Source organism: Massilia horti, assembly GCF_004614195.1.
Classification (GTDB): Bacteria; Pseudomonadota; Gammaproteobacteria; order Burkholderiales; family Burkholderiaceae_D; genus Telluria; species Telluria horti.
Genome location: NZ_SPUM01000036.1, coordinates 38,828 through 61,489, shown reverse-complemented (window position 1 = coordinate 61,489; position 22,662 = coordinate 38,828). Strand labels below are relative to the sequence as shown.

The 22,662-nt window shown below is 63.7% G+C and carries 25 protein-coding genes; 11 read left to right on the top strand and 14 right to left on the bottom strand.

What is annotated here, in order from left to right; translation table 11 throughout:
• Positions 1 to 216: 216 nt before the first annotated feature.
• The gene (locus E4O92_RS05710; RefSeq protein WP_135188788.1) at positions 217 to 606 is read left to right on the top strand and encodes a DUF488 domain-containing protein; all 390 of its coding nucleotides are present in this window, start codon (positions 217 to 219) and stop codon (positions 604 to 606) included.
• A gap of 105 nt (positions 607 to 711) precedes the next feature.
• Here E4O92_RS05710 and E4O92_RS05705 read toward each other — a convergent pair whose 3' ends face one another.
• On the bottom strand, positions 712 to 2,112 hold the full coding sequence (locus tag E4O92_RS05705) for an aminotransferase-like domain-containing protein (RefSeq protein WP_206076820.1): 1,401 nt from the start codon (positions 2,110 to 2,112) through the stop codon (positions 712 to 714).
• Positions 2,113 to 2,361: 249 nt separating this feature from the next.
• On the opposite strand from E4O92_RS05705, the gene E4O92_RS05700 reads away from it, so the two are divergent.
• The 3 genes from E4O92_RS05700 to E4O92_RS05690 all read left to right on the top strand — a co-directional run bounded on the left by E4O92_RS05700 (position 2,362) and on the right by E4O92_RS05690 (position 3,607).
• Positions 2,362 to 2,583 carry a hypothetical protein gene (locus E4O92_RS05700; protein ID WP_135188787.1) on the top strand — a complete coding sequence of 74 codons (222 nt, stop codon included), beginning with the start codon at positions 2,362 to 2,364 and terminating at the stop codon, positions 2,581 to 2,583.
• Between the two features lie 69 nt (positions 2,584 to 2,652).
• Entirely contained in the window at positions 2,653 to 3,099 is a 447-nt protein-coding gene (locus tag E4O92_RS05695) for a BPSL0067 family protein (RefSeq protein WP_135188786.1), read from the top strand.
• 1 nt (position 3,100) lies between these two features.
• Positions 3,101 to 3,607 (top strand): STY0301 family protein, encoded by a 507-nt coding sequence (locus E4O92_RS05690; RefSeq protein ID WP_135188785.1) that lies wholly within the window; start codon positions 3,101 to 3,103, stop codon positions 3,605 to 3,607.
• A gap of 95 nt (positions 3,608 to 3,702) precedes the next feature.
• On the opposite strand, the gene E4O92_RS05685 is transcribed toward E4O92_RS05690, so the two are convergent.
• The 10 genes from E4O92_RS05685 to E4O92_RS05640 all read right to left on the bottom strand — a co-directional run bounded on the left by E4O92_RS05685 (position 3,703) and on the right by E4O92_RS05640 (position 12,486).
• Positions 3,703 to 4,440 (bottom strand): sulfite exporter TauE/SafE family protein, encoded by a 738-nt coding sequence (locus E4O92_RS05685; protein WP_135188784.1) that lies wholly within the window; start codon positions 4,438 to 4,440, stop codon positions 3,703 to 3,705.
• Between the two features lie 288 nt (positions 4,441 to 4,728).
• Entirely contained in the window at positions 4,729 to 5,604 is an 876-nt protein-coding gene (locus E4O92_RS05680; RefSeq protein WP_135188783.1) for an ABC transporter permease, read from the bottom strand.
• Positions 5,597 to 6,394, bottom strand: coding sequence for an ABC transporter ATP-binding protein (locus E4O92_RS05675; RefSeq protein WP_135188791.1), 798 nt, complete (start codon positions 6,392 to 6,394; stop codon positions 5,597 to 5,599). The genes E4O92_RS05680 and E4O92_RS05675 overlap by 8 nt, the downstream gene beginning before the upstream one ends.
• A 63-nt stretch (positions 6,395 to 6,457) precedes the next feature.
• Positions 6,458 to 7,465 (bottom strand): ABC transporter substrate-binding protein, encoded by a 1,008-nt coding sequence (locus E4O92_RS05670; RefSeq protein WP_135188782.1) that lies wholly within the window; start codon positions 7,463 to 7,465, stop codon positions 6,458 to 6,460.
• Positions 7,466 to 7,830: 365 nt separating this feature from the next.
• On the bottom strand, positions 7,831 to 9,570 hold the full coding sequence (locus E4O92_RS05665; RefSeq protein ID WP_135188781.1) for an L-aspartate oxidase: 1,740 nt from the start codon (positions 9,568 to 9,570) through the stop codon (positions 7,831 to 7,833).
• Positions 9,567 to 10,178: a FumA C-terminus/TtdB family hydratase beta subunit gene (locus tag E4O92_RS05660; RefSeq protein WP_135188780.1), complete on the bottom strand. Its 612-nt coding sequence runs from the start codon at positions 10,176 to 10,178 to the stop codon at positions 9,567 to 9,569. The genes E4O92_RS05665 and E4O92_RS05660 overlap by 4 nt, the downstream gene beginning before the upstream one ends.
• A 2-nt stretch (positions 10,179 to 10,180) precedes the next feature.
• The gene (locus E4O92_RS05655) at positions 10,181 to 11,056 is read right to left on the bottom strand and encodes a fumarate hydratase (protein WP_135188779.1); all 876 of its coding nucleotides are present in this window, start codon (positions 11,054 to 11,056) and stop codon (positions 10,181 to 10,183) included.
• Positions 11,057 to 11,078: 22 nt separating this feature from the next.
• Positions 11,079 to 11,435, bottom strand: coding sequence for a succinate dehydrogenase, cytochrome b556 subunit (gene sdhC / locus E4O92_RS05650; protein WP_135188778.1), 357 nt, complete (start codon positions 11,433 to 11,435; stop codon positions 11,079 to 11,081).
• Positions 11,432 to 11,776: a succinate dehydrogenase gene (locus E4O92_RS05645; protein WP_135188777.1), complete on the bottom strand. Its 345-nt coding sequence runs from the start codon at positions 11,774 to 11,776 to the stop codon at positions 11,432 to 11,434. The genes sdhC and E4O92_RS05645 overlap by 4 nt, the downstream gene beginning before the upstream one ends.
• Positions 11,773 to 12,486 (bottom strand): succinate dehydrogenase/fumarate reductase iron-sulfur subunit, encoded by a 714-nt coding sequence (locus tag E4O92_RS05640; RefSeq protein WP_135188776.1) that lies wholly within the window; start codon positions 12,484 to 12,486, stop codon positions 11,773 to 11,775. Before E4O92_RS05640 ends, E4O92_RS05645 begins: the two co-directional genes overlap by 4 nt.
• 156 nt (positions 12,487 to 12,642) lie before the next feature.
• Between E4O92_RS05640 and E4O92_RS05635 the strand changes: the two genes are divergently transcribed.
• Positions 12,643 to 13,545 (top strand): LysR family transcriptional regulator, encoded by a 903-nt coding sequence (locus tag E4O92_RS05635; protein ID WP_135188775.1) that lies wholly within the window; start codon positions 12,643 to 12,645, stop codon positions 13,543 to 13,545.
• A gap of 161 nt (positions 13,546 to 13,706) precedes the next feature.
• Here E4O92_RS05635 and E4O92_RS05630 read toward each other — a convergent pair whose 3' ends face one another.
• Positions 13,707 to 14,876, bottom strand: coding sequence for a UxaA family hydrolase (locus tag E4O92_RS05630; protein ID WP_135188774.1), 1,170 nt, complete (start codon positions 14,874 to 14,876; stop codon positions 13,707 to 13,709).
• Positions 14,877 to 14,912: 36 nt separating this feature from the next.
• Positions 14,913 to 15,194: a UxaA family hydrolase gene (locus E4O92_RS05625; RefSeq protein WP_135088285.1), complete on the bottom strand. Its 282-nt coding sequence runs from the start codon at positions 15,192 to 15,194 to the stop codon at positions 14,913 to 14,915.
• A gap of 190 nt (positions 15,195 to 15,384) precedes the next feature.
• Between E4O92_RS05625 and pyrC the strand changes: the two genes are divergently transcribed.
• The 5 genes from pyrC (at position 15,385) to E4O92_RS05600 (ending at position 19,109) form a co-directional block, all read left to right on the top strand.
• Entirely contained in the window at positions 15,385 to 16,437 is a 1,053-nt protein-coding gene (pyrC, locus tag E4O92_RS05620; RefSeq protein WP_135188773.1) for a dihydroorotase, read from the top strand.
• A 6-nt stretch (positions 16,438 to 16,443) separates the two neighbouring features.
• On the top strand, positions 16,444 to 17,235 hold the full coding sequence (locus E4O92_RS05615) for a DUF3025 domain-containing protein (RefSeq protein WP_135188772.1): 792 nt from the start codon (positions 16,444 to 16,446) through the stop codon (positions 17,233 to 17,235).
• Positions 17,236 to 17,246: 11 nt separating this feature from the next.
• A complete protein-coding gene (locus tag E4O92_RS05610; RefSeq protein ID WP_135188771.1) occupies positions 17,247 to 18,245 on the top strand; it encodes a Gfo/Idh/MocA family protein in 999 nt (332 codons plus the stop codon).
• Positions 18,246 to 18,354: 109 nt separating this feature from the next.
• Positions 18,355 to 18,720, top strand: a complete 366-nt coding sequence (locus E4O92_RS05605; protein ID WP_206076818.1) for a hypothetical protein — start codon at positions 18,355 to 18,357, stop codon at positions 18,718 to 18,720.
• Positions 18,721 to 18,842: 122 nt separating this feature from the next.
• Positions 18,843 to 19,109 (top strand): hypothetical protein, encoded by a 267-nt coding sequence (locus E4O92_RS05600; RefSeq protein ID WP_135188770.1) that lies wholly within the window; start codon positions 18,843 to 18,845, stop codon positions 19,107 to 19,109.
• Positions 19,110 to 19,468: 359 nt separating this feature from the next.
• On the opposite strand, the gene recG is transcribed toward E4O92_RS05600, so the two are convergent.
• Positions 19,469 to 21,529 (bottom strand): ATP-dependent DNA helicase RecG, encoded by a 2,061-nt coding sequence (gene recG / locus E4O92_RS05595; RefSeq protein WP_135188769.1) that lies wholly within the window; start codon positions 21,527 to 21,529, stop codon positions 19,469 to 19,471.
• A 97-nt stretch (positions 21,530 to 21,626) separates the two neighbouring features.
• On the opposite strand from recG, the gene queA reads away from it, so the two are divergent.
• Positions 21,627 to 22,661: a tRNA preQ1(34) S-adenosylmethionine ribosyltransferase-isomerase QueA gene (gene queA / locus E4O92_RS05590; protein WP_135188768.1), complete on the top strand. Its 1,035-nt coding sequence runs from the start codon at positions 21,627 to 21,629 to the stop codon at positions 22,659 to 22,661.
• Position 22,662 lies beyond the last annotated feature (1 nt).

Sequence of the window (22,662 nt, the reverse complement as noted above, 5' to 3'; positions counted from 1 at the left end):
ACCCAGCTCGCAATGCAGTAACAATCGCTGTCCAACATTTCTGGGTCACTTCAGGGGGCGGGGGCCCATACCGAGCCGGTGTGGCACGCGGCCTATGGGGGAAATTTGACCTCGCCAAGGGGGGAGGAATTTAACCTGGGTTCTTGAGTCAAAACGCTGGGCCGGTGTCGACTATCATGTTCTTCTGGGAGAAGCCAGCACAGGAGTATCGCGACCATGAAACACGCAATCGATATTCAACGCATATATGAGCACGCAGATGATGCCGCGCACGCGCATTTCCTCGTTGATCGGCTCTGGCCGCGAGGCATCAGGAAGGAATCGGTGAAACTCGACGGCTGGCTCAAGGAGGTGGCACCCAGCAACGAGCTTCGCGAATGGTTCGGGCATGATCCCGAGCGCTGGGGTGAATTCAGGCGGCGCTATGAGCACGAGCTGGATGCCAATCCCGCAGCCTGGCAATCGATCATGGACGCCGCCAAGGACAAGCCCGTCACGCTCCTGTATGGCGCGCGAGACACCGAACACAATCAGGCGGTCGTCCTGCGCGACTATTTGATGCGAAAGCTCCGGCACCAACGGGAGCAAGTGAGGTCTGTTCACTGAGGAGGAACAGCCTGCTCGTCTCTCCGTCTCGGCGGCACCATTTGCGGTCCGTTACAGTTGGCGCATCGGGTTCCGCCAAGTGGAAGCACAGTGTTTCCTGGACAGTTAAACCACAGCAGCGCTGAGCGACTCGGGCCGCCGCGCAAGCAGATGAGACAGCCGTTGAAGACCCGCCTGTAAGCGTCCACGGTCCTTGATGCTACCCAAAGAGATCCGAATTGCATTCACGGATCCGCTGCCAGTTTCGAATGCCTCCGCCGGCGTGACTGCGATGCCGTAGCTAGCGGCTGCACGCGCAAGCTGTGAGGAGTTCCAATACGCCGGCAACTCGAGCCATACATGCAGGCCGTCACCAAAGCCGCTGTACCGCCCGGCCAGAATATCCCGAGCCATCCGGTGGCGCAGGCGCGCCTCGTTGCGTACGCCTTCCATCAATCCGTCAGCCGAACCGTCGAGGATCCACTGAGTGGCCAGTGCGGCCGTCAGAGGAGCGACCATCAGCGCAAATGATCTTAGCGCGACCAGGAAACGTTCGCGTTCGTGCGCGTTGCGTACGAGCACGAAGGCGACACGCAAGCCGGGCGTCAGGCATTTCGACAGGGTTGAGATGTAGTACACCTGTTCCGGTGCAAACGTGGCAATAGGTGGTGGCGGGGCATCGGCAAGGAGCCAGTAGGGATCGTCCTCGACGATGCGTACATTGCAGCGCTTCGCGATGCTGGCGAGCTCCTTGCGCCGGCGTTCCGGAATGGTGATGGCGGTCGGGTTCTGTAATGTCGGATTGAGGTAGACCAGCCCGGGCTTGTGCTGGCGGCACGCTTGCTCAAGCATCTCAGGCACCATCCCGTGCTTGTCCGCTTCCACCGCAATGAGGTGCCGGCCGAATTGGGTCGCTGCGGCACGCAAGCCGGGATAACTCGTTGGCTCTGCCAGGATAACATCGCCAGGCTCCGTCAGCGCAAGGATCAATGCGGCGATCGCCGCTTGCGCACCCGGACAGACAACAACCTGTCGAGAATCCAGATGTCCAAACATCGGTTCGAGCCATTTGGCTCCAGCGTTACGGTCGGAGTCGCTTCCCCCGCCCAAGTGGTAAGTCATCAGCAATTCATTATCTGCCCTCATCAGTACTTGAGACAAACCTTGTTTCAACATGTCGTCGAAGTCCACGCCATCCGGCGGTGGTGGGGTATTCATGCTCAGGTCGAGGATCGAGGTCAATTCGACTTTCGGCGCCGCGACATAAGTGCCTCGAGCGCCGCGGCCCTCCAACAAGTTGCGGCGTCTGGCTTCGTCGTATGCGCGCGTGATCGTCGTCAGGTCGACGTCCAGCTGTGCTGCCAACTGGCGCTGCGGAGGTAGACGGTCACCCGGTTTCAGCGATCCGTCTACCACCGCCGCCTGCAACGCATCCGCAATCTGCAAAAAACGTGGCCCTTTGTTCCCGGCCAATCGCGGCAACCAGATTGGCAAATTCTCATCTTGTATGGTTTTCAACTGGGACATTTTGTCTCAATGTATGGAAATTGCTTTTAAGTAGAATGCCTCAGAACCTGCAGCAACACCATCCTTGCATGGCAGTCGCTGACGTTTTCTCCTCTCATCTGCATTCGGCAAATCACTCCGCTGGAGCAAAATACTCAGGCAGTTGGCCTCGATGGTTTGAACAAGAAATAAAGCTGCTGAAGCAGCGTTTTGACGTAGTGCTCCTCACGATAGATAGTGTCAAGTAATAGCCTGGAAATACTCAAAATCATGGATTGGATCCCTATAGTCTTCGTCACGTTCAAGGTTCTCGTGTTAGGCACGGGCATGTTCTTCGCCATCAAGTGGCATTACGATCAAGGGAAGAAGGAGAAGGAGAAGGAGACGCGCGCGGTGCTGCTCGCGGGCGGCAAGGTGGCCGCAGTCTTCGTGCTATCGCTCCTGGGCCTGGGGCTCTTCACCTTCGGCCTTATCAGGATGCTCGGTTTGTAATGTCTCGGATCAAAAACAGCTCCCGGGCGCACTCCATAATGACGACATGATCTTTCCTCGTAGAACATCATGCCATTCGTTTATCGCGGTGCCATCCATCTGGAGCAAAAGCCAAAGGTAGACGGCGGGGAGTGCGTTCGCCTCGTCCAGCACTACCTGTCTCACATCGGCCACACCACTACGTGGCAACCCGGGGAGAACGTCATCGACGTGCTGGCATCGGGCAGGCAGATCGAGCAGGGAACTGCCATCGCGACGTTCATCGATGGTCGGTTTCCGCACGCCGGTTACCGCCATGCTGCATTTTTCCTTTGGGCGAATACCAGTTGCACACATGATCCCAAGACCGGTCGATGCAAGATTATGTCGATCAGGATGATGGACCAGTGGAACCCACATCCGGGGGCGCACTATCATAAAGACAAGATCAGCGCCCGTGACGTGCTCATTTATGGCAAGAGCGCGGCATACCCTATCTCCGACAATGCCAGCATGTTCTACATAATCGAACGGTGACATGATTCATCCGACTGACATCCAGCGTATAGCCGTGGCCGCACTAGTGGGCGTGACCTTCAGCATCCTTGGTCCCGGCATCGCGAGGGCAGAGCAGCACATCGTCTGTCCACCGCAGGTCGATGCGAGCCAGATCACGGTGACGTCTGCAGCCGGGTGGAGGGGCCTCTACCGGCCCAGGTCGAGGGCGCTATTATCCGATGCACGTGTCTGGATTGGTCCGCTGAACGAAGGACCGGGTGAGCTGATCGGGGAGACGATAAAGGGCAAGAACGGCGTGACCATCAACAGATTCCCGTCGCTCGGCGTGGTACCCGTAGATTCGGATGGTGTGCTTACCCCGCAAGACAAATGGATGGTCTGTGCCTACGGCGACGGTAACATTGTTCAGGCCGTGAAGCTGCCGGAGGCTACCAAGCAATGCGATGTGATCTACCGGCGCGTACAAGACCCGCTTGAGTCGCGGCGGAAGTTGATCGACGTGCTTTCGGACATCGTCTGCAAGTAGCCAGCGTGTCCAGGCTCGCGGCGCCACCACCACAACGCCCCGTTCGCACCGCGTGCGCACAGGTGCGCACCCTACCAAGCAGCACAAGCCGTCGGTTAAAGATTGCGCAGTATGAGGCTCGCCCCGCCGAGGATCAGGATGCCCCAGATGACCTGCACCACCCGGCCAGCCGGCAAGCGGCTGTGCAGGTGGTTGCCGAGATAAAGCCCGCCCAGCGCGCAGGGCAGCAGGATCAGCCCCAGCAAAAGCAGCGACTCCTGGCGGTACAGTCCCGCGCTGGTGAACAGCGCAAGTCGCGACAGGCCGCTAAGGAAGATCACCCCGCTGATCGTCGCGCGCAGGATCTGTTTGTCGTCCAGCCGGCGGGCGAGGTAGATCGTGTAGAACGGTCCCCCGGTGCCGAACATCGCTGTGAACACCCCGCCAACCACGCCGAACGGCAGGGACCAGCCGCTGCCGATCGGCTGCGGGTCGCGCCGCAGCAGCAGGCTCCAGGTCGAATACGAAAGGATGAAGACGCCGAGCGTGAGCAGCAGCAGGCGCTCCGGCGCCTTGACCAGCAGGACCACACCCAGCGCCATCCCGGCCAGCATGAACGGCACCAGCCGCAGCATTTCATGGCGGGCGATGACGCGCCGGTTCTTCAGGCCGAGCAGCAGGCCGGAGGTCAGGTCGAAGATAAGCATGAGCGGCACCGCCATCTTCAGCGGAATGACCAGCACCAGCATCGGCATGGCGGTGATCGAGGAGCCGAATCCGGTCAGGCCGAACACCGTGTACGCAAGGATGATGATTAACGCAAGCAGCGCCACCGTCTCCCACCCAAAAGCCATTGCACTACTCCTGTTTCGATTACAGATTGACGATTTGACCGGTTTCGATGGCGGCAAGCGTAGGCGCGTTGCGCGATCGGATTGCCTGCGCTGCTGGCTGCGGCGGGCAGGCGTATCAGGAAGTTGGAAGAACGCGTGGGCCGTCGGGCTTCAAGCCACCAGGCCGCAGCATGCGCCCAGCATAATAGCTCAACTATCAGGGCGCGCATCGCACGCTTGACGCCGCCGGTCGGCGGCAGATGACCTCCAACCCTTGCTTCGGGCCGGAGGTCGGGTTGCCGTTGCCGCTTAAGCCTGCATGCCCCACTTGCGCACGGTGTGGTTCTCCAGGGTGTGGAACACGAGGTTTTCGACGATCAAACCGATCAGGATCACCGCCAGGAGGCCGGCGAACACGTTGGGGATATCGAGCTCGTTCTTGTTCTCGTAGATGAACCAGCCAAGGCCGCCCGAACCGGAGCTCACGCCGAACACCAGTTCCGACGCGATCAGGGTACGCCATGCGAACGCCCAGCCGATCTTCAGGCCCGTGAGGATGCTCGGGAACGCGGCCGGGATCAGGATCCTGGTCACGTACGCGAAGCCGCCCAGGCCGTAGTTCTTGCCCACCATGCGCAGGGTGTTCGAGACCGCGCGGAAGCCCGAATGGGTGTTGAGCGCGACGGCCCACAGCACCGAGTGCACCAGCACGAAAATCAGGCTGCCGTTGCCAAGGCCGAACCAGATCAGCGCGATCGGCAGCAGCGCGATCGCCGGCAGCGGGTTGAACATCGAGGTCATGGTCTCGAGGAAGTCGGTGCCGATGCGCGAGGCGATGCCGATCGCGGTGAGCACGCCGGCCAGCACGATGCCGATCGCGTAACCCCACACCAGCACCTTGAGCGAAGTCCAGATCTTGATCAGGAGGTCGCCGCTGACGATGCCCTTGAAGAGGGCCTCGACGGTCGACACGAAGGTCGGGAACAGCAGCTCGTTGCCGAGCGCGCGGGCGCCCACTTCCCAGGCCACGATCAGCAGCACCAGGATCAGGGCCTTGCGCACCACGCTGAGGTTGTACAGCTTTTCGAACGTGGACAGGGGTTTTTCGACCACGCCGAAATTGGATGAATCGACGGGTTCGCGGTGGATCGGCGGGCGCGACCACAAAACGGCATCCTTAGACATGCTGCACCTCCTTTTCGACTTCGTCTGCAAAAAGCATCTTGTGAATTTCGTGTTCCAGCGCCTTGACGGCGTTCGGGTCGTGTACGTCGCGTGGCACGCTGTCCAGCTCGGCCTTCACCTGACCGGGGTGCGGCGAGAGCAGCAGGATGCGGCTGCCGCACTTGATCGCCTCGGGAATCGAGTGCGTCACGAACAGCACCGTGAAGTGGGTGTCGTCCCACAGCTGCAGCAGCTCGTCCTGCATCTTGCGCCGGGTGAGGGCGTCCAGCGCCGCGTACGGCTCGTCCATCAGCAGCACGTCCGGCTCCATCGCCATGCCGCGCGCGATGGCCACGCGCTGCTTCATGCCGCCGGACAGCGTGTGCGGGAAGTGGTTGGCAAACTTGGCCAGGTTGACCTTCTCGATGTACTGCATCGCTTTTTCTTCGGCCGCCTTGCCGCGCAGCTTGCCGGAGGCGAGCAGCGGGAACATTACGTTCTCCTTGACCGTCTTCCAGGGCAGCAACTGGTCAAACTCCTGGAACACCATCATCCGGTCCGGGCCGGGGCGGCACACCGCCTTGCCCTTGAGCCGGATTTCGCCCTCGGTCGGGTTCAGGTAGCCGCCCACTGCCTTGAGCAGCGTCGACTTGCCGCAGCCCGACGGGCCAAGCAGCACGTAGCGGTCCGATTTGAACACCTGGAAGCTGACCCGGTAGGTCGCTGTCACCAGGTGCGCCTTGGTTTTGTATTGCAGCGTGACGTCCCGCACGTCCAGGAGTGGTGCGGGCTCGAGCTGCTGGTTTGGCATCATGTTCATGTCTCTCTATCCTCTTTACTAGTGCTGCGAAATGCTCGTGGCCGGTAGAAGCAATCAACTGCCCGGCAGGTTGTGCACGTTCGGGAAGAACATGTCCTTCCACGAACTGGGCTTGGCCTTGATCGCACCGGTCCTTTGCATGAAGTCCACGTACTTGGTCACGTTCTGCGGCGTGGTCGTGAACTTCACCTGTGGGTCGCTCAGCATCTTGACGATGTCGTCGACGCTTTCCTTGTCCTTGGAAATGCGCAGGTAGGCTTGGGCGGCCCACTTCTTGTCGCGGTTGATCATCGTCATCGCCTCGTCGAGTGCGCGGGTGAAGGCGAGGTACACCTTGGGGTTGTCGTTGCGGAATTTACTGGTGGCCCACACCAGGTTGAAGGTGGCCGGGCCACCCAACACGTCGTACGAGTTGAGCACCGTATGGATGCCTGGCTGCTTCAGCTCCAGGTACTGGAACGGCGGCGCGGAAAAATGCGCCGTCACTTCACTGGTGCCCGACAGCAGCGCTTCCATGCCGTCCGGGTGGCTCATCGATACCGTCAGGTGGTCGAGCTTGTCCTGCTGGCCGGCGCCGAACGCCTTCTCGGCCGCCATCTGCAGGGTCACCGCCTGGATCGACACCTTGACCGCCGGCAGCGCGATCTTGTCCTTGTCAGTGAAGTCCTTGATCGTCTTGACCTTCGGGTTGCGCGTGTTCAGGAGCAGCGGCATCGAGTTCAGCGCGCCGACCGCCTTGACGTCGTAGTTGCCGCGGGTCTTGGCCCACAGCGTCACCATCGGCGCCACGCCGCCGGACGCGAACTGCAAGCTGTCCGACAACAGCGCGTCGTTCATCACGTTGCCGCCCGCGAACTTGGACCAGGTCACCTTCAGGTCCCCGAGGCCTTCCTCCTTGGCGTACTTCTCGACCAGTTTTTGGTCTTCCATGATCATCAGGGGCAGGTAGCCGATCCCGTACTGCTCCGCGATCTTCACCTCGCTCACTTCCGCATGGCTCGTGACGGCTGCGGAGAGCAGCACGGCGCCGAGGGTGTACGACACGATCGATTTCAGTTGCATGGATGTCTCCTTCAACAGATTGGTCGCTGGGGCCGCCGCTGTTGCAGCTTGTTTGTCTTGCCGGCCCCGGTGGAATGCTTCGTCGATCAGGTAACGCTTGTACGAGACTTCATACTAGTCCAACTAACATCAAAATTCAACTAGATGACTTATATGATTTGAAGGTTTTTTTGATAGCTTTCTCGCCGTTAACTGCGGGCGTAGGGTGGGCAGTGCGTAGGGTGGGCAGGTCAGCGATCATCGGCCATATCCCAGTAGGTTCCGTTTTGTTGAACGGGTGGGCCGTTCGGCTGGCCACTGGCCAGCCTCACCCCGCCCACCCTACGAAACCCACACCTGCCGGTGACGGCGCCTTATTTAGCGGGTCAATGGGTGGACTGGGGCTCGTCGCGCAGGATCGTGTGGCCCGGCCGCACGCGCTTGAAGCGCACCGGCTCGCGGCCGAGCGTGATCCCCTCGGCAGTCTGGCGCGCCACGGTGAAGGTCGAGCTCTCCAGGTCGCCCGTCTGCGGGAAGTCCTCGCGGAAGTGGGCGCCGCGCGAATCCTCGCGCAGCAGCGCGGCGGCGTCGATCACGCGGCTCACCGCGATCAGGTTGCGCAGGTTGATCCAGTCGTGCCAGCTCAGGTTGTACGCACGGTCGCCCGCGGCAATGCCGGTGTGCGCCAGTTGCTCTTCGAGCGCGGCCAGGCGTTGCTGGCCGAGCATCAAGCCTTCTGCCGTGCGCAAAATGCCGACGTCGGTCCACATGCAGTCGAACAGCTCCTCGCGGATCGCTTCCAGGCTGCCCGGCTCGAGCGAGAACGGCGCGTCGTGCTCCTGGATGCTGCGCGCGATGGCCGCCTCGTCCGGCGCCCGGAAGTCAGGATTGGCGGCAACCCACTCCGCCATGCTTTCGCCGGCAATGCCGCCGAACACGGTCGAGTTGGCCACGCCGTTGCCGCCCAGCCGGTTGGCGCCGTGCACGCCACCGGTATCCTCGCCGGCGGCGAACAGCCCGGGCAGGACGGTGGTGCAGTCCGGGTTGAACATCACGCCGCCCATCATGTAGTGGGCGGTCGGCACCACCTCGACGCGCCCCTCGGCCAGGTCGAAGCCGCAGTCGGCGCAGCGCTCGACCATGCCCTTGAACTGCTGGCGCACCTTGTCCGGCCCCAGGTGCGACATCTGGATGTAGACGCCGCCGTTGGGCGTGGCGCGCCCGGCCCGGATTTCCGAATAGATGCCGCGCGAGACGATGTCGCGGGTGGCGCGCTCGGCGCGCGGGTCGTAGTTCTCCATGAAGCGGTCGCCGTTGCCGTTAAGCAGCCAGCCACCGGCGCCGCGCAGGCCTTCCTCCAGCACGGTTCCGGTCATGCGGGTGTGGGCGCCGGCGAGCAAGCCCGTCGGGTGGAACTGCACCATTTCCAGGTCGCGCAGCGGCAACCCGGCGCGCAGCGCCATCGCCAGCCCGTCGCAGCTCTTGTCGCCGGACGGGGTGTGGTACTTGTACATGGTCGGCCCGCCGCCGGTGGCCAGCAGCACCGCCTTGGCCTGCACGAACACATACTCGCCGGTGCGCATGTCGATCATCAGCACACCGGCGAGCGCAGCGCCGTCCGGGGTCTTGATGAGATCGATGGCGCGATGCTCCTCGAGCCGGCCAATGCCGCGCGCCCACACCTGTTCCGACAGGCGGTTGATGATCTCGATCCCGGTCAGGTCGCCCTTGTGCACCGTGCGGTCGAACGTCTGGCCGGCGAACGCCTTCTGGTGCACCGTGCCGTCAGGGTTGCGGTCGAAAAAGCACCCCAGCTCGTTTTCCAGCTCGTGCACGCGCGTGACCGCGGTGGTCACCAGCGTCCAGGCCAGTTCCTGGTTGGCCAGCCACTTGCTGCCCTCGATCGTGTCCATGAAGTGGCGCTCGACCGAGTCGCCCGCGGCCAGCGCCACGTTGTAGCCGCCCTGGACCATCCGCGTGCAGCCGCACTTGCCGAGCAGGCCCTTGACCGCGACCGTGATCGACTGGTTCGGGTTGGCCTGGTGCGCGTGCAGCGCAGCGAACAGGCCAGCCCCGCCGGAACCGAGGATCAGGATGTCGGTCCGGATGCGTTTGATATCGTTCATTTGCGCACTCCCAGGCTGGCCAGTACTTCGGCGCGGCGCTCTTCCACGTCTGTCTTCACTTCGGTGTAGAGGCTGTTGCAGTGGCTGTCCATCCCGACCAGCAGCGGGCCGAAATTCTTGATGCGGAACTTCCACAGCGATTCGGGATTCAGGTCGTCCAGGTCGACGTCCTCGATCTGCTCGATCCAGGTGGTCTCGAGCGCAGCGGTACCGCCGACGATGGCCAGGTACACGCCGCCCAGCTCGTGCAATGCATCGAGCGTCCCTTCGCGCATGCCGCCCTTGCCGATGGTGATGCGTACGCCGTACTGCTCCATCAACGGCCGGGTGAAGCGCTCCATCCGGTCGGAGGTCGTGGTGCCGATGCAGATCGGCTGGTAGCCGGCCGGGTACTGTTCGCTTTTCTCGACCTTGCGTACGTTGGGCGCGGTGTGGATCACGGCGTGCCCGCGCAGGTCGAAGCGGGTGGTGCGCCCACGGTCGAGCATGTGGATCTGGGTTGCGTCGCGGATGCCGAACAGCGTGCCCTGCAGGGTCACGGTGTCGTTCACGCGCAGCTGGCGGACCTGTTCTTCGGTCACCGGGGTAGTCAGTTCGTAGTGTGCCATGATCAGAATCCGTAAGTGACCCCGTCCGGGGTAAAGGTTGCGCTTGCCCTGCGCGCCGAATGGCACTGCATGTTCACCGCAACCGGGTTGAGCGTGATGTGGGTCGAGGCGAGCTCGATGTGCACGGCAAAGGCGGTCGAGTCGCCTCCCAGTCCTTGCGGGCCGATGCCCAGGTGGTTGACGGCCTCGAAGAGTTGCCGCTCGAGCCTGGCCCCTTCCGGGTCGCTGCAGTGGCTGCCCAGCGGGCGCACGGCGGCACGCTTGGCCAGCGCCATGCACAGGTCGGACGTGCCGCCGATCCCGACCCCGACGATCGTCGGCGGGCAGGTCTTGCCGCCGGCGTTGATGGTGCAGTCGATCACGAACTCCTTGATCGCGTCCACGCCCTCGGCCGGGATCGCCATCTTGAGGAACGAGTTGTTTTCCGAGCCGCTGCCCTTGGGGATCATCTGGATCGCCAGTTCCTCCGGATGGTCGGAAAAGTCGATGTGGATCACCGGCACCTCGATGCCGCACGAGGTTTGCTCGTTCTTGCGGGTGAGCGGGTGCACCACCGACGAGCGCAGCGGGTGCTCGCGCGTGGCGCGCTCGCAGCCCTTGCGGATGGCCTGCTTCAGGTCGTAGCCGTCGCCCTCGATGCCGCGCCCGATCGTCACGTTATAGATCGGCACGCCCGTGTCCTGGCACAGCAGGTTCTCGTTCTCTTCGGCGACCGCGATGTTCTTGACCATCGTCGCCAGGATGTTCTGTGCGCGCGGCACGGTCTCGGTTTCGGTCAGGCGCGCGAAGCCGCCTTTGATGTCGGGCGGCAGTACCTTGAGCGCCCGGATGTACAGTTCTTTTGCGGCTTCTTCGACCGCCGCCAAATCGATCTTCATTTCAGTTCCCCATGTATGTAATCTAGAACACCAGCGCGAGCGCGAACGCCAGGCTGGTCATCGCAGCAAATCCGGCGCCGATGGCAATCAGGTTCTTGCGTAGCCCGGTCCAGTGGCCGAACTCGATCAGCAGCAGGCGCACGCCGCCGGCCAGATGCGCCGCGAGCAGCAGCACCAGGGCCCATTCGCCGAACTTGAACAGCGGCTGGTCGGTAAAGCGCAGGAAGGCGTCGAGCGAGGCTTCGCCTTCAATCGCGCGGCCCAGCGCCCAGAAGTGCACCGGCAGGAACAGCGCCAGCACGAAGCCGGACACGCGGTGCACCACGAAGGCCCAGTAGGCCGGATGGTTGCGGGCGCGGTAGTCGTTGATGCGTTTCATGCCAGTACCACTCCATAAACAGCGCGCAGTCCCAGTACCAGGAGGAGCAGCGCGAACAGGATGGCCAGCAGGTTGACGATCTGCTCGCTCCAGCCGAGTTCTTCGCGCACAATGCGCGCCATGCCCAGCGGGGCGTGCACGGCGCAGGCCAGCACGAACACCGTGTAGAACAGCCCGAAGGCGACGCTGCCGTGGGTGCGGGCCAGCACCGCGGCGCCGGTCAGGCCGGCGCGCACTGCATAGATGATGACCGCCAGGTGCACCAGCACGCAGAACGCCAGCACCATCGAGCTGATGCGGCCCCAGTACCAGAGCCTGACCTGGGTGACGGTATCAGTCATTTGTGCCTCCTTAACGTGGTGATGGAGAGGTGCTTGAGGCCAGCGATCGCGGCGGTCGGCGCCAGGTGTTTGGGGCAGCGCTCGGTGCACGAGCCCTGGGTGTGGCAGGCGTGGCAGCCGGCGTCGCCGGAGACGGCCAGCAGGCGTTCGTCCTGGGTCACGTCGCGCACGTCGTTGATCAGGGTCCAGGCCCGGTTCAGCGCCGCCGGGCCGAGGAAGTCGGGGCGCCAGGTCACCACGTCGCACGAGGCGTAGCAGACGGCGCAGCCGATGCACTCGATACCTTCGTCGGCGTTGCGCCGCTCGGGGCTGCCCGGCTCGACCAGCGCGAAATCGTCGTAGCGGGTCTTCGCGCCCTTGAAGCTGCCCCGGGCGCTCGCCCACTTGTCGAAGAACTCGGTCATGTCGACCACCAGGTCCTTGATGACGGGCAGGTTGGAAAGGGGAGCGATCTCAAGCTTGCCGTCCTGTGCGACCTTGCCGACGTGGGTGCGGCAGGTCCAGCGGGCCACGCCGTTGACCGTCATCGCGCACGAGCCGCACATGCCGACCCGGCACGCGTAGCGGTAGGCCAGGCCCGGATCGATATTGCGCTGGATATGGATCACCACGTCCAGCACGGTCTGGTTCTCGAAGCGCGGCACCTCGTACGTGACGAGACCGCCTTCCTCCTTGCCGCGCCAGACCTTCACTTCTAGATTCGTCGTCATGTCGATCTCACCTTGGATATGAGCTGATTGGCATTCAGCGTTGACAAGGTCATTGTGGAGGAATGGTCCTACAAATAAAAGCTAGTCTTTATTTGTATGAGATAAAGCTTTACTTTAGTATTGGTGGTGTCCGGGACTTCGTTATTTCACGCCGCCATGGCTTCGATTCGCACCTTCAAGACTTTTCTTGCCGTCGCAAAATACGGCTCCTTTGCCGCCGCTGGCCAGGAGGTCGGCCTGACCGCCGCGGCGGTCGGCCTGCAGATCCGCGCGCTCGAGGAAGAACTGGACCAGGTTCTATTTGATCGCGGACCGCGCTCGATTGTTCTGAACACCGCGGGCCGCAAGGCGGTGCCGCAGGTGGAGGAGCTGCTGTCCTGCTACGAAGCGCTGGCCAGCCCCCGCGACAGCGACGAGCTGTCGGGCAAGGTGATGATGGGCGCGCTGGTGTCGACGCTGATGGGCGCGTTCGCGGACGCGCTGTGGAGCCTGAAGCAGCAGCACCCGAAGCTGAAGGTGCAGCTGTTCGCCGGACTGTCGAGCGACTTCGCGTACCAGGTCGAGAGCGGCGAGCTGGACGCGGCGATCGTCACGCAGCCGCCGCGGGCGCTGGCATCAAGTCTGCTGTGGACGCCGCTGTACAACGAGCCGATGGTGCTGATCGTGCCGCGCCAGCCGCACTTCGACCTGCCCGCGGCCCCGCTCGACGCGCTGCGCCAGGCGCCGTTCATCCGCTTTGACCGCAGCACGTGGACCGGGCACCTGGTCAAGGGCGTGTTGAACGAAGCGGGCGTGAGCACGCGCGACGAGCTGGAGCTCAATTCGGTGGAGGCCGCCGTGGAGATCGTGCGGCAGGGGTTCGGCATCTCGATCGTGCCGCAGCTGGCGAAAGTGCAGTGGGAGAAGGACAGGGCGCTGCGCGTGATCCGGCTGCCCGGAGTGACGATTGAGCGCTGCGTGGGGCTGCTCGAGCGCAGGTCGCACAGCCGATTGGCGTTCACGGCGGCGATCAAGGAATATTTTGCGGACAGCAGGCCGGCGAGGGGAAAGCGGGCGTGAGCAGCGTCCAACAATAGTTAGCCTCAAGCGTCGTCGTCCCTCCCATTGGTCGGCACGACTCCCCGCGGAGGCGGGGACCCATACGCCGCGTGAAATCACGCTCAGCATGGGTCCCCGCCAAGGGGGGCGCCGAGCCCGGGGACGACGCGCTACCAGACACATCAGGCGCTTTCATACAGCCGGGTCAGCGTGAACTCGCGGTGCCCCAGCGCTTCGGCGGCGGTCAGCCGGCCATTCGCAGTGCGCAGCATGCATTCGAGGAGCTGGTCGCCAGCGGCGTCCAGGTTCAGCTCACGCTGCAGCAGGCCGGTGGTGTCGACGTCGATGTGCTCGGACATGGTGCGCACCGTCCGCGGGTTCGCGCAGATCTTGATCACCGGGAGGATCGGGTTGCCGATCACGTTGCCCTGCCCGGTGGGGAAGAAGTGCACCGCGTAGCCCGCCGCCGCGCTCAGGGTCACCATCTCGGCCGCAGCTGACGACGAGTCCATGAACCACAGCCCCCGCCCGGTCGGCGTTTCAGCCTTGTCCAGCACCCCGTCCACCATGCAGCGCTTGCCGATCTTCTGGATGTTACCCAGCGCCTTTTCCTCGATCGTGGTCAGGCCGCCGGCGATGTTGCCCTTGGTCGGCTGCGAGTCCGACAGGTCGGAGGTCTTATAGCGATTGATCATGTCCTGGTAGCGGTTGAACATGGCCATGAACTTTTCCCTCACTTGCGGATTGGCGCAGCGCGCCTCCACCAGCTGTTCGCCGCCGGTCAGCTCGGAGGTCTCGCCGAACAGCAGCGTGGCGCCCAGCCCGTACAGCTTGTCGAACGCATTGCCCACCGTCGGGTTGGAAGCGACGCCGGAAGTGGTATCCGATTCGCCGCACTTGGTCGACACCCACAGCTCGCTGATGGGGCAAGGTTCGCGCTGCTTTTCAGATGCCCACTGCACCAGCTCCTTTGCTGCCTTTGAAGCGGCGAAGATCGTTTCGTGGTCGCCATGGCGTTCGATGGAAAAGCCCTGCACCGGTTTGCCGGTCTTGGCGATGCCGTCGACAACGAGCTGGGTCCACTCCGGCTCGATGCCGATCACGACCACGGCGGCAACGTTGGGGTTGGAACCGGTGCCGATCAGCGTGCGGAAGTGCAGCTCCAGGTCGGCGCCGAACTGCAGCCGGCCGTACGGGTGGGGCAGGGCCATGGTGCCCTTGATATTGTTGGCCACCGCCTCGGCGGCGGCGTTCGAGATGTCATCCACCGGCAGCACGATGACGTGGTTGCGCACGCCGACGCGGCCGTTTTCACGGCGGTAGCCGAGGAAGGTGGTGTCCTGGTTGATCATGTCTGTCTCCCTTGATTCGTTAGCTGGACTGGTGACTTACCAGCGCTTGGTTTTAACGTTGTGTACATGCAGGTGTTCGCCGGCCGCGATCGGGGCCACCACCTTCCCAATGTCGACGCCGTACTTGATGACGGTGTCGCCTGGCGCGAGGTTTTTCAGGGCGATCTTGTGACCGATCGGGATGTCGCTGGCGGTGCGCATCTCCACCATCTGATCCTGTTCCATGACCCAGCCGTTCAGCGCGGCGCCGGACTTGACGCCTTCGACCACGACCGTTCCTACCGAGTCGCCCTCTTCGTGCACCACAAAATGAATCATCTCTGCCTCCTTGATGTTTCGGTCAGTTGGTTTGGGACCGTGAAATCATGCTACTCCCCTAAATCATTCATGTCAACTGAATCATATAGATGAATTTAGGGAGTCATCCATGCCCGCTTGAAACGGCCGGGGCGCGCCGCTTTTATGGCTGCGGGTAAAATAGGGGCAGTCCGCTCTTCGATAAATTGCCATGTCCACCACCATCGACACCCCGCACACCCTCACCATCACCCGCCCCGACGACTGGCACCTGCACCTGCGCGACGGCGCGGCGATGGCCAGCGTTCTGCCGCACAGCGCACGCCAGTTCGCACGGGCGATCGTGATGCCGAACCTGAAACCGCCGGTCACCACCGCGCTTGATGCCGCCGCCTACCGCGAGCGCATCCTGGCCGCGCTGCCCGAAGGCATGCGCTTCGAGCCGTTGATGACGCTGTACCTGACCGATAACACCGATCCGGACGAGATCCGGCGCGCCCAGGAAACCGGGTTCATCCACGCGGTCAAGCTGTACCCGGCGGGGGCCACCACCAACTCGGCAGCCGGCGTGACCGACCTGGCCAAGTGCTACAAGACGCTCGAAGTGATGCAGGAAGTGGACATGCCGCTGCTGGTGCACGGCGAGGTCACCGACCCCGCGATCGACATCTTCGACCGCGAGGCCGTGTTCATCGAGCGCGTGATGCGCCCGCTGCGCCGCGATTTTCCAGAGCTGAAGATCGTGTTCGAGCACATCACCACCAAGGATGCGGCGCAGTACGTGGCCGAAGCCGAAGGTCCGATCGCGGCGACCATCACCGCGCACCACCTGCTCTATAACCGCAACGAGATCTTCCGTGGCGGGGTGCGTCCGCACTACTACTGCCTGCCGGTACTCAAGCGTGAAGAACACCGGCTGGCGCTGGTGACCGCCGCCACCAGCGGCGACGAGCGCTTCTTCCTGGGCACCGACTCCGCCCCGCACGCGCTCGGCGCCAAGGAAACCAGCTGCGGCTGCGCCGGCTGCTACACCGCACTGCACGCGATCGAGATGTACACCGAAGCGTTCGCGCAGGCGGGCGCGCTCGACAAGCTGGAAGGGTTCGCGAGCCAGCACGGCCCGGCGTTCTACGGCCTGCCGGTCAATGAGGGCACTATCACGCTCCAGCGCGAGGCATGGACCCTGCCTGAGACGGTACCGTTCGGCGAAACGCAGCTGGCGCCGCTGAACGGCGGCGAGCAACTCAACTGGAAGATGCTGTAAGCGGCGATGCTGGCGCAGATCGACTGGACGCGGCCGTGGTACGACTCCGTGCGGCCGGCGTTCGCGCGCCTGCACCACGAAGGCGAGGACTTCATCGACGCCTTCAACGCCAACGCTGCCGATCTCAAGCTGGCCAACCACCACGGCCAGCCGATCCGCTTCGTGCCGCAGTCCGAACTGCCGGAAGGCCGCGCCTACGAGGAATTCATCGGCGCGACCGGCTGCGTGCCGACCAGGGACAACCTGCACGACTTCTTCAACGGCCTGGTGTGGCAGAGCTTCCCGCTCATCAAGCGAGAGCTGAACGCGCTGCAGGCCGCGCAGATCGCGCTGGCCGGCATTGGCAAGGCGCGCGGGCCGGCGCGCGACGCGGCCACCATCTTCGACGAGAACGCGGCGCTGCTGGTGGTGCGCGATTCGCAAGAAGCGCATGCGCTGGTCGCGGCGCTGCGCGCGCACCGTTGGAGCGAAGCGCTGTGCCAGCGCCGCGCGGCATGGGGAGCGCACGCGCAGCCCTGGCTGTTTGGCCACGCGCTGATGGAAAAGCTGGTCGCGCCGCGCAAGGCGATTACCGCGCATGTGCGGGTGGTGGTGGCGAACGACGGATACTTTGCGCTGTCAAATGATGAGCAGCGTGGCTGGATCGACCGCAAGGTGGCGGGGGAACTCGCCGCGCAGGACCTGACGACCCGCTGTTTCACGCCGCTGCCGGTGCTCGGCGTGCCGGGGTGGTGGCCGGGGCAGGACGAGCTGTTTTATGGGGATGTGAGCGTGTTCCGGCCCAGACGGGCCACCTGAGGGGAGCGGCCATGGCGGAGAACGTAAGGTGGGGGATTCTCGGCACCGGCAAGATCGCGCGCGCGTTCGCCACCGCGCTCTGGGACACGCCGGGGGCGCAGCTGGTGGCGGCGGCATCGCGCAGCCTCGATACTGCGCGCGCGTTCGCGGACGAATTCGGCGCCGGCGTCGCCTACGGCTCCTACCAGGAGCTTGCCGACGCCCCCGACGTCGACCTGGTCTACATCGGCACGCCGCACACGCTGCACTTTGAAAACGCGCTGATGGCGCTGCGTGCCGGAAAAGGCGTGCTGTGCGAGAAGCCGTTCATGATGAACCTGCGCCAGGCGGAGCAGGTTATAGCGCTGGCGCGTGAAAAAAAGCTGTTCCTGATGGAGGCGATGTGGACCCGCTTCCTGCCGGCGCTGGCACAAGTGAAGCGCATCATCGAATCGGGCGAGATCGGCACGCCGCAGCAGGTGATGGCCGATTTTGGTTACGCCGCCGATGTGGGGCCGGAGCATCGCCTGGTCAACCCGGCGCTCGGCGGCGGCGTGCTGCTCGATCTGGGCATTTATCCGCTGTCGATCTGCGCCGCGCTGCTGGGACCGATCGAATCGGTGTGCGCGCAGGCGCGGATGGGCCCGACCGGCGTGGACATGGAGACCAGCTTCACACTCAAGCACCGGGGCGGCGGCATGTCGATCGGCATTTGCTCGATGCTGGCGCGCACCCCGTGCGAACTGACGGTATCGGGGACGCGGGGCTACGTACGGATGAATACGCGCTTTCACCAGGCCAAGTCCCTGACCGTGGTGCTGGACGACGGCACCTTGCGCACGATCGACACGCCGTTTATCGGCAACGGCTACGCGCACGAGGCGATGGAGGCGCAGCGCTGCTGGCGCGAGGGACTGATCGAGAGCCCGGGCATGACCCACGACGAGACGCTGGCATTGATGGCCGTGATGGACGAGATGCGCAGCCAGATAGGGCTGGCCTACGCGGCGGATGAATCGCGGGCGCCCTGAGAGTGCCTCCCGCCGTCCGCCAGTGCAATCTTGACAACCTGCAAGGCGTCAGGCGACTATTCAGGAGAAGTCTTCACTTGCCCGCAAGCCACTCCTGAAAGGAAACGTAATGTTTCTCCGCACCCTGCTGCTCGCCGCTTGCTTGTTGACGTCGCAGCCCAGCATTGCCACTCCGCTCCCGGTTCCCGCGGACAAATCGGCTTACATCGGCGAATGGCGCGGCGAAAAGATGCGCTTGAATATTCAGCAGGACGGCAAGGTCGAGTACAAGCGCGAACGGCCCGGGAAAAATAGCAAGGGCCGCAAAATCATCGATCTCAACATCGAGCTGCTGGGTTTTGACGGGAATGATTTCTACGCCGGATACGGCATCGTTAGCACGACCTTCGTCGTCAGCAAGCCGCCGTATCGAGACCAGGGCAAATGGAAGATGGTGGTCGACGGCGTGGAGCTGACCCGGGTCGAGCAGTTGTAAGCATTTGCGTGAATCGTAAGCGTTTGTAATTGCCGTCAACAGCGGGCAGGTGAGCCGCGTTTTTGGCTCAGTAGCATGCAACGCATGCACTACGTGAGACAACCTAACGAGGAATATCTGTCATGAAAAAAGTTATCGCTACCCTGATCGCCGGCCTGTTTGCAACCGCTGCATTCGCCCAAGCCCCCGCCGCGACGGGCCAGGCTGCGCCGGCCAAGGCTGAAACCACCCAGGCCACCAAAGCAGGCGGCGAAACCACGCAAGCGACGGCAACCGGCGAAACCACCAAGGTGGCCAAGGCTCAGCCGAAGCACAAGAAGGCCAAGGCTCACAAGAAAGCGCCGAAGCAGGAATCGGCAAGCACCGAGCCGGCTGGCGAAACCAAGTAAGCGTTCGACGCTTTCAATACAAGGCCCGCAAAAACGCGGGCTTTTTCTTTTGGGCTGCCAGCGGTAAGTTGTTTTTTGTAGGGTGGGCGGGGTAAAGTTGGCCAGTGGCCGACTTTACGAACGCCCACGCGTTCAACTGACGTGGAAACTGTTCGAAATGGCCCGTTATCGCTGGGCGCGTGGGCAGGAGAACCTGCCCACCCTACGCTCCCGAGCTAGCGGCGACATAGGCGTAGGGTGCGCACCTGTGCGCACGCGGTTCGCGAAGGCAGCGTGGTGATCCAGCAGCCGCAAGCCAGCATACGATGACCGCGTGCGCACAGGTGCGCACCCTACGGTTGGTGATGCGCGCCGTCTTTCTAGACCTTCAGGAATTCTTCCCGTCCGCCCAGCCAGCGCGCCAGGTGCGCGTCAACGGTCGCCACGTTCTCCGCATGTTCTTCCTGTAGCAGGTGCTGCGCCACGTCGCGTGCCTGCTCTACAATCCACTGGTCGGTCTCCAGGTTCGCAAAGCGCAGCATTGCCTGGCCCGACTGTCGCGCGCCGAGGAATTCGCCAGGCCCGCGAATCTCGAGATCGCGCCGTGCGATCTCGAAGCCGTCGGTGGTCTCGCGCATCGTCATCAGGCGCTGCTTGGCCACATGGCCGAGCGGGCTCTGGTACAGCAGCAGGCACACGCTCGCCGCCGAGCCGCGTCCGACCCGTCCGCGCAGCTGGTGCAGTTGCGACAGTCCGAAGCGCTCGGCGTGCTCGATCACCATCAACGAGGCGTTGGGCACGTCCACGCCGACTTCGATCACCGTGGTCGCCACCAGCACGTGCACTTCGCCCGCCGCGAAGGCGTCCATCACCACCTGTTTTTCGGCCGGCTTGAGGCGCCCGTGCACCAGGCCCACCTTCAGGTCGGGCAGGGCGGCGGCCAGCGTTTCGTAGGTTTCGGTCGCGGTCTGCAGTTGCAGCGCTTCCGATTCTTCGATCAGCGGGCAGACCCAGTACACCTGGCGCCCTTCGAGCGCGGCCGCGTGCACGCGCTCGATCACTTCGTCGCGCCGGTTCTGGTCGACCGCCCGCGTGACGATCGGACTGCGGCCCGGCGGCAGTTCGTCGATCACCGACACTTCGAGGTCGGCGTAGTAGGTCATCGCCAGCGTGCGCGGGATGGGCGTGGCGGACATCATCAGCTGGTGCGGCACCAGGTTGTCGCTGCCCTTGTTGCGCAGCTGGAGCCGCTGGCCGACGCCGAAGCGGTGCTGCTCGTCGACGATCACCAGGCCCAGTTTGGCGAACTGCACCGTGTCCTGGATCAGCGCGTGGGTGCCGATCACGAGCTGCGCCTGGCCCGATTCGACCAGCTCCACGGCCGCCGTCTTTTCCTTTTTCTTCAGGCTGCCGGTCAGCCAGGCGACTTTCACGCCCAGCGGTTCCATCCAGGCCGCGATCTTGCGGAAGTGCTGTTCGGCCAGGATCTCGGTCGGCGCCATCAGGGCGGCCTGGTAGCCGCTGTCGATCGCCTGTGCGGCGGCGAGCGCGGCCACCACCGTCTTGCCGCTACCGACGTCGCCCTGCAGCAGCCGCTGCATCGGATAGCCCTCGCGCAGGTCGGCGCGGATTTCGCGCACCACGCGCTGCTGGGCGCCGGTGAGCTTGAACGGCAGCTGGTTCAGGAACGCTTCGGACAGCGCGCCGACCGCGCGTAGCATCGGCGCGCCTTTTTCGCGCCGCGCGCGCTGGGCGCGTTTGAGCGAAAGCTGCTGGGCCAGCAGTTCGTCGAACTTCATCCGCACCCAGGCCGGATGGGTGCGCTCGGTCAGCTCATGCTCGTCGACGTCAACCGGCGGGTAGTGCAGCAGCTTGATTGATGGTTCAAAGTCGGCCAGCCGCATCTTCGCGCGCACGCCCTGGGGCACGGTGTCCTGCCAGTCGACGCGCTTCATCGCGTCCGCGATCGCGCGCCGCAGCACGGTCTGCGACAGGCCTTCCCCCGACGGATAGACCGGCGTGAGCGAAGTGGGCAGCGGGGCGCCCTGGTTGATGACCTTGTAATTGGGGTGGACGATCTCGGCGCCGAAAAAGCCGTGCCGCACCTCGCCGCGTGCGCGCACCCGCGTGCCCTCGGCCAGCTGCTTGACCTGGCTGCCGTAGAAGTTCATAAAGCGCAGCAGCAGCTCGCCACCGTCGTCGGCGATCGTCACCTGCAGCTGGCGGCGTGGCTTGTAGCTGATCTCGTTCTTGGTGACCACGCCTTCCACCTGCCACGTCTGGCCGCCGCGCGTGCAGGCCTCGCGGATCGATACGATCCGGGTCTCGTCCTCGTAGCGCATCGGCAGGTGCAGCACCAGGTCCATGTCGGTGCGCAGGCCGAGCTTGGCGAGCTTGCTTTCGATGTTTTTTGGCGCGGCTTTAGGTGTCGTTGCTGGCATATTACGGGCGTTGTGCGTGATATCAGCGTAAAATAATGGGTTCGCCTCACGCGCTCGAGCCGCTATTGTACGGCTGTCAGCATAGATTTTCCCACTCATGAACAGAACCTACACGCTCTCCGATTTCGATTTCGACCTGCCGCCCGAGCGCATCGCGCAGTTGCCGCTGCTTGAGCGCACCGCGTCGCGCCTGCTGCAGCTGGACGGGGCGCAGATCACCGACCGTCATTTCGCGGACATCGTCGACCAGCTGCAGCCGGGCGACGTGCTGGTCATGAACAATACGCGGGTGCTCAAGGCGCGCTTTTTCGGTGTGAAGGAAACCGGCGGCCAGGTCGAGGTGCTGGTCGAGCGCGTGCTCGACACCCGCACGGTGCTGGCGCAGGTGCGCGCATCGAAGTCGCCCAAGCCGGGCACACGCATCCGCCTGGCCGATGCGTTCGAGGTGACGGCGGGCGAGCGCGCCGGCGAATTCTTCACGCTGCATTTCGAGGGCGACGTGTTCGAGCTGATCGAGGCGCACGGCCGCCTGCCGCTGCCGCCATACATCGAGCACGCCGCCGACGAGTTCGACGAACAGCGTTACCAGACCGTCTACTCGAAAGAGCCGGGCGCGGTGGCCGCGCCCACCGCCGGCCTGCACTTCGACCAGCCGCTGCTCGAGAAAATCGCGGCCAAGGGCGTGAAGATCGCGTACGTGACGCTGCACGTGGGTGCGGGCACCTTCCAGCCGGTGCGGGTGGAGGACCTGCGCGAACACAAAATGCACAGCGAGTGGTATACGATCCCATCGGCGACCGTGGACGCGGTCCGGAACGCCCGGGCGGCCGGGCGCGACGTGGTGGCGGTGGGCACCACCAGCCTGCGCGCGCTCGAATCGGCTTCGCAGAGCGGCGAGCTGGCCGCAGGCAGTAACGATACGGCCCTGTTCATCACGCCCGGCTACCGGTTCAAGACCGTCACGCGCCTGATCACCAACTTCCACCTGCCCAAGTCGACCCTGATGATGCTGGTGTCGGCGTTCGCCGGTTACGACGAGATCCGCAACGCCTACGCGCACGCGATCGCCAACGAATACCGCTTCTTCAGCTACGGCGACGCCATGCTGCTGACTACCCAATCACGCCAATAAC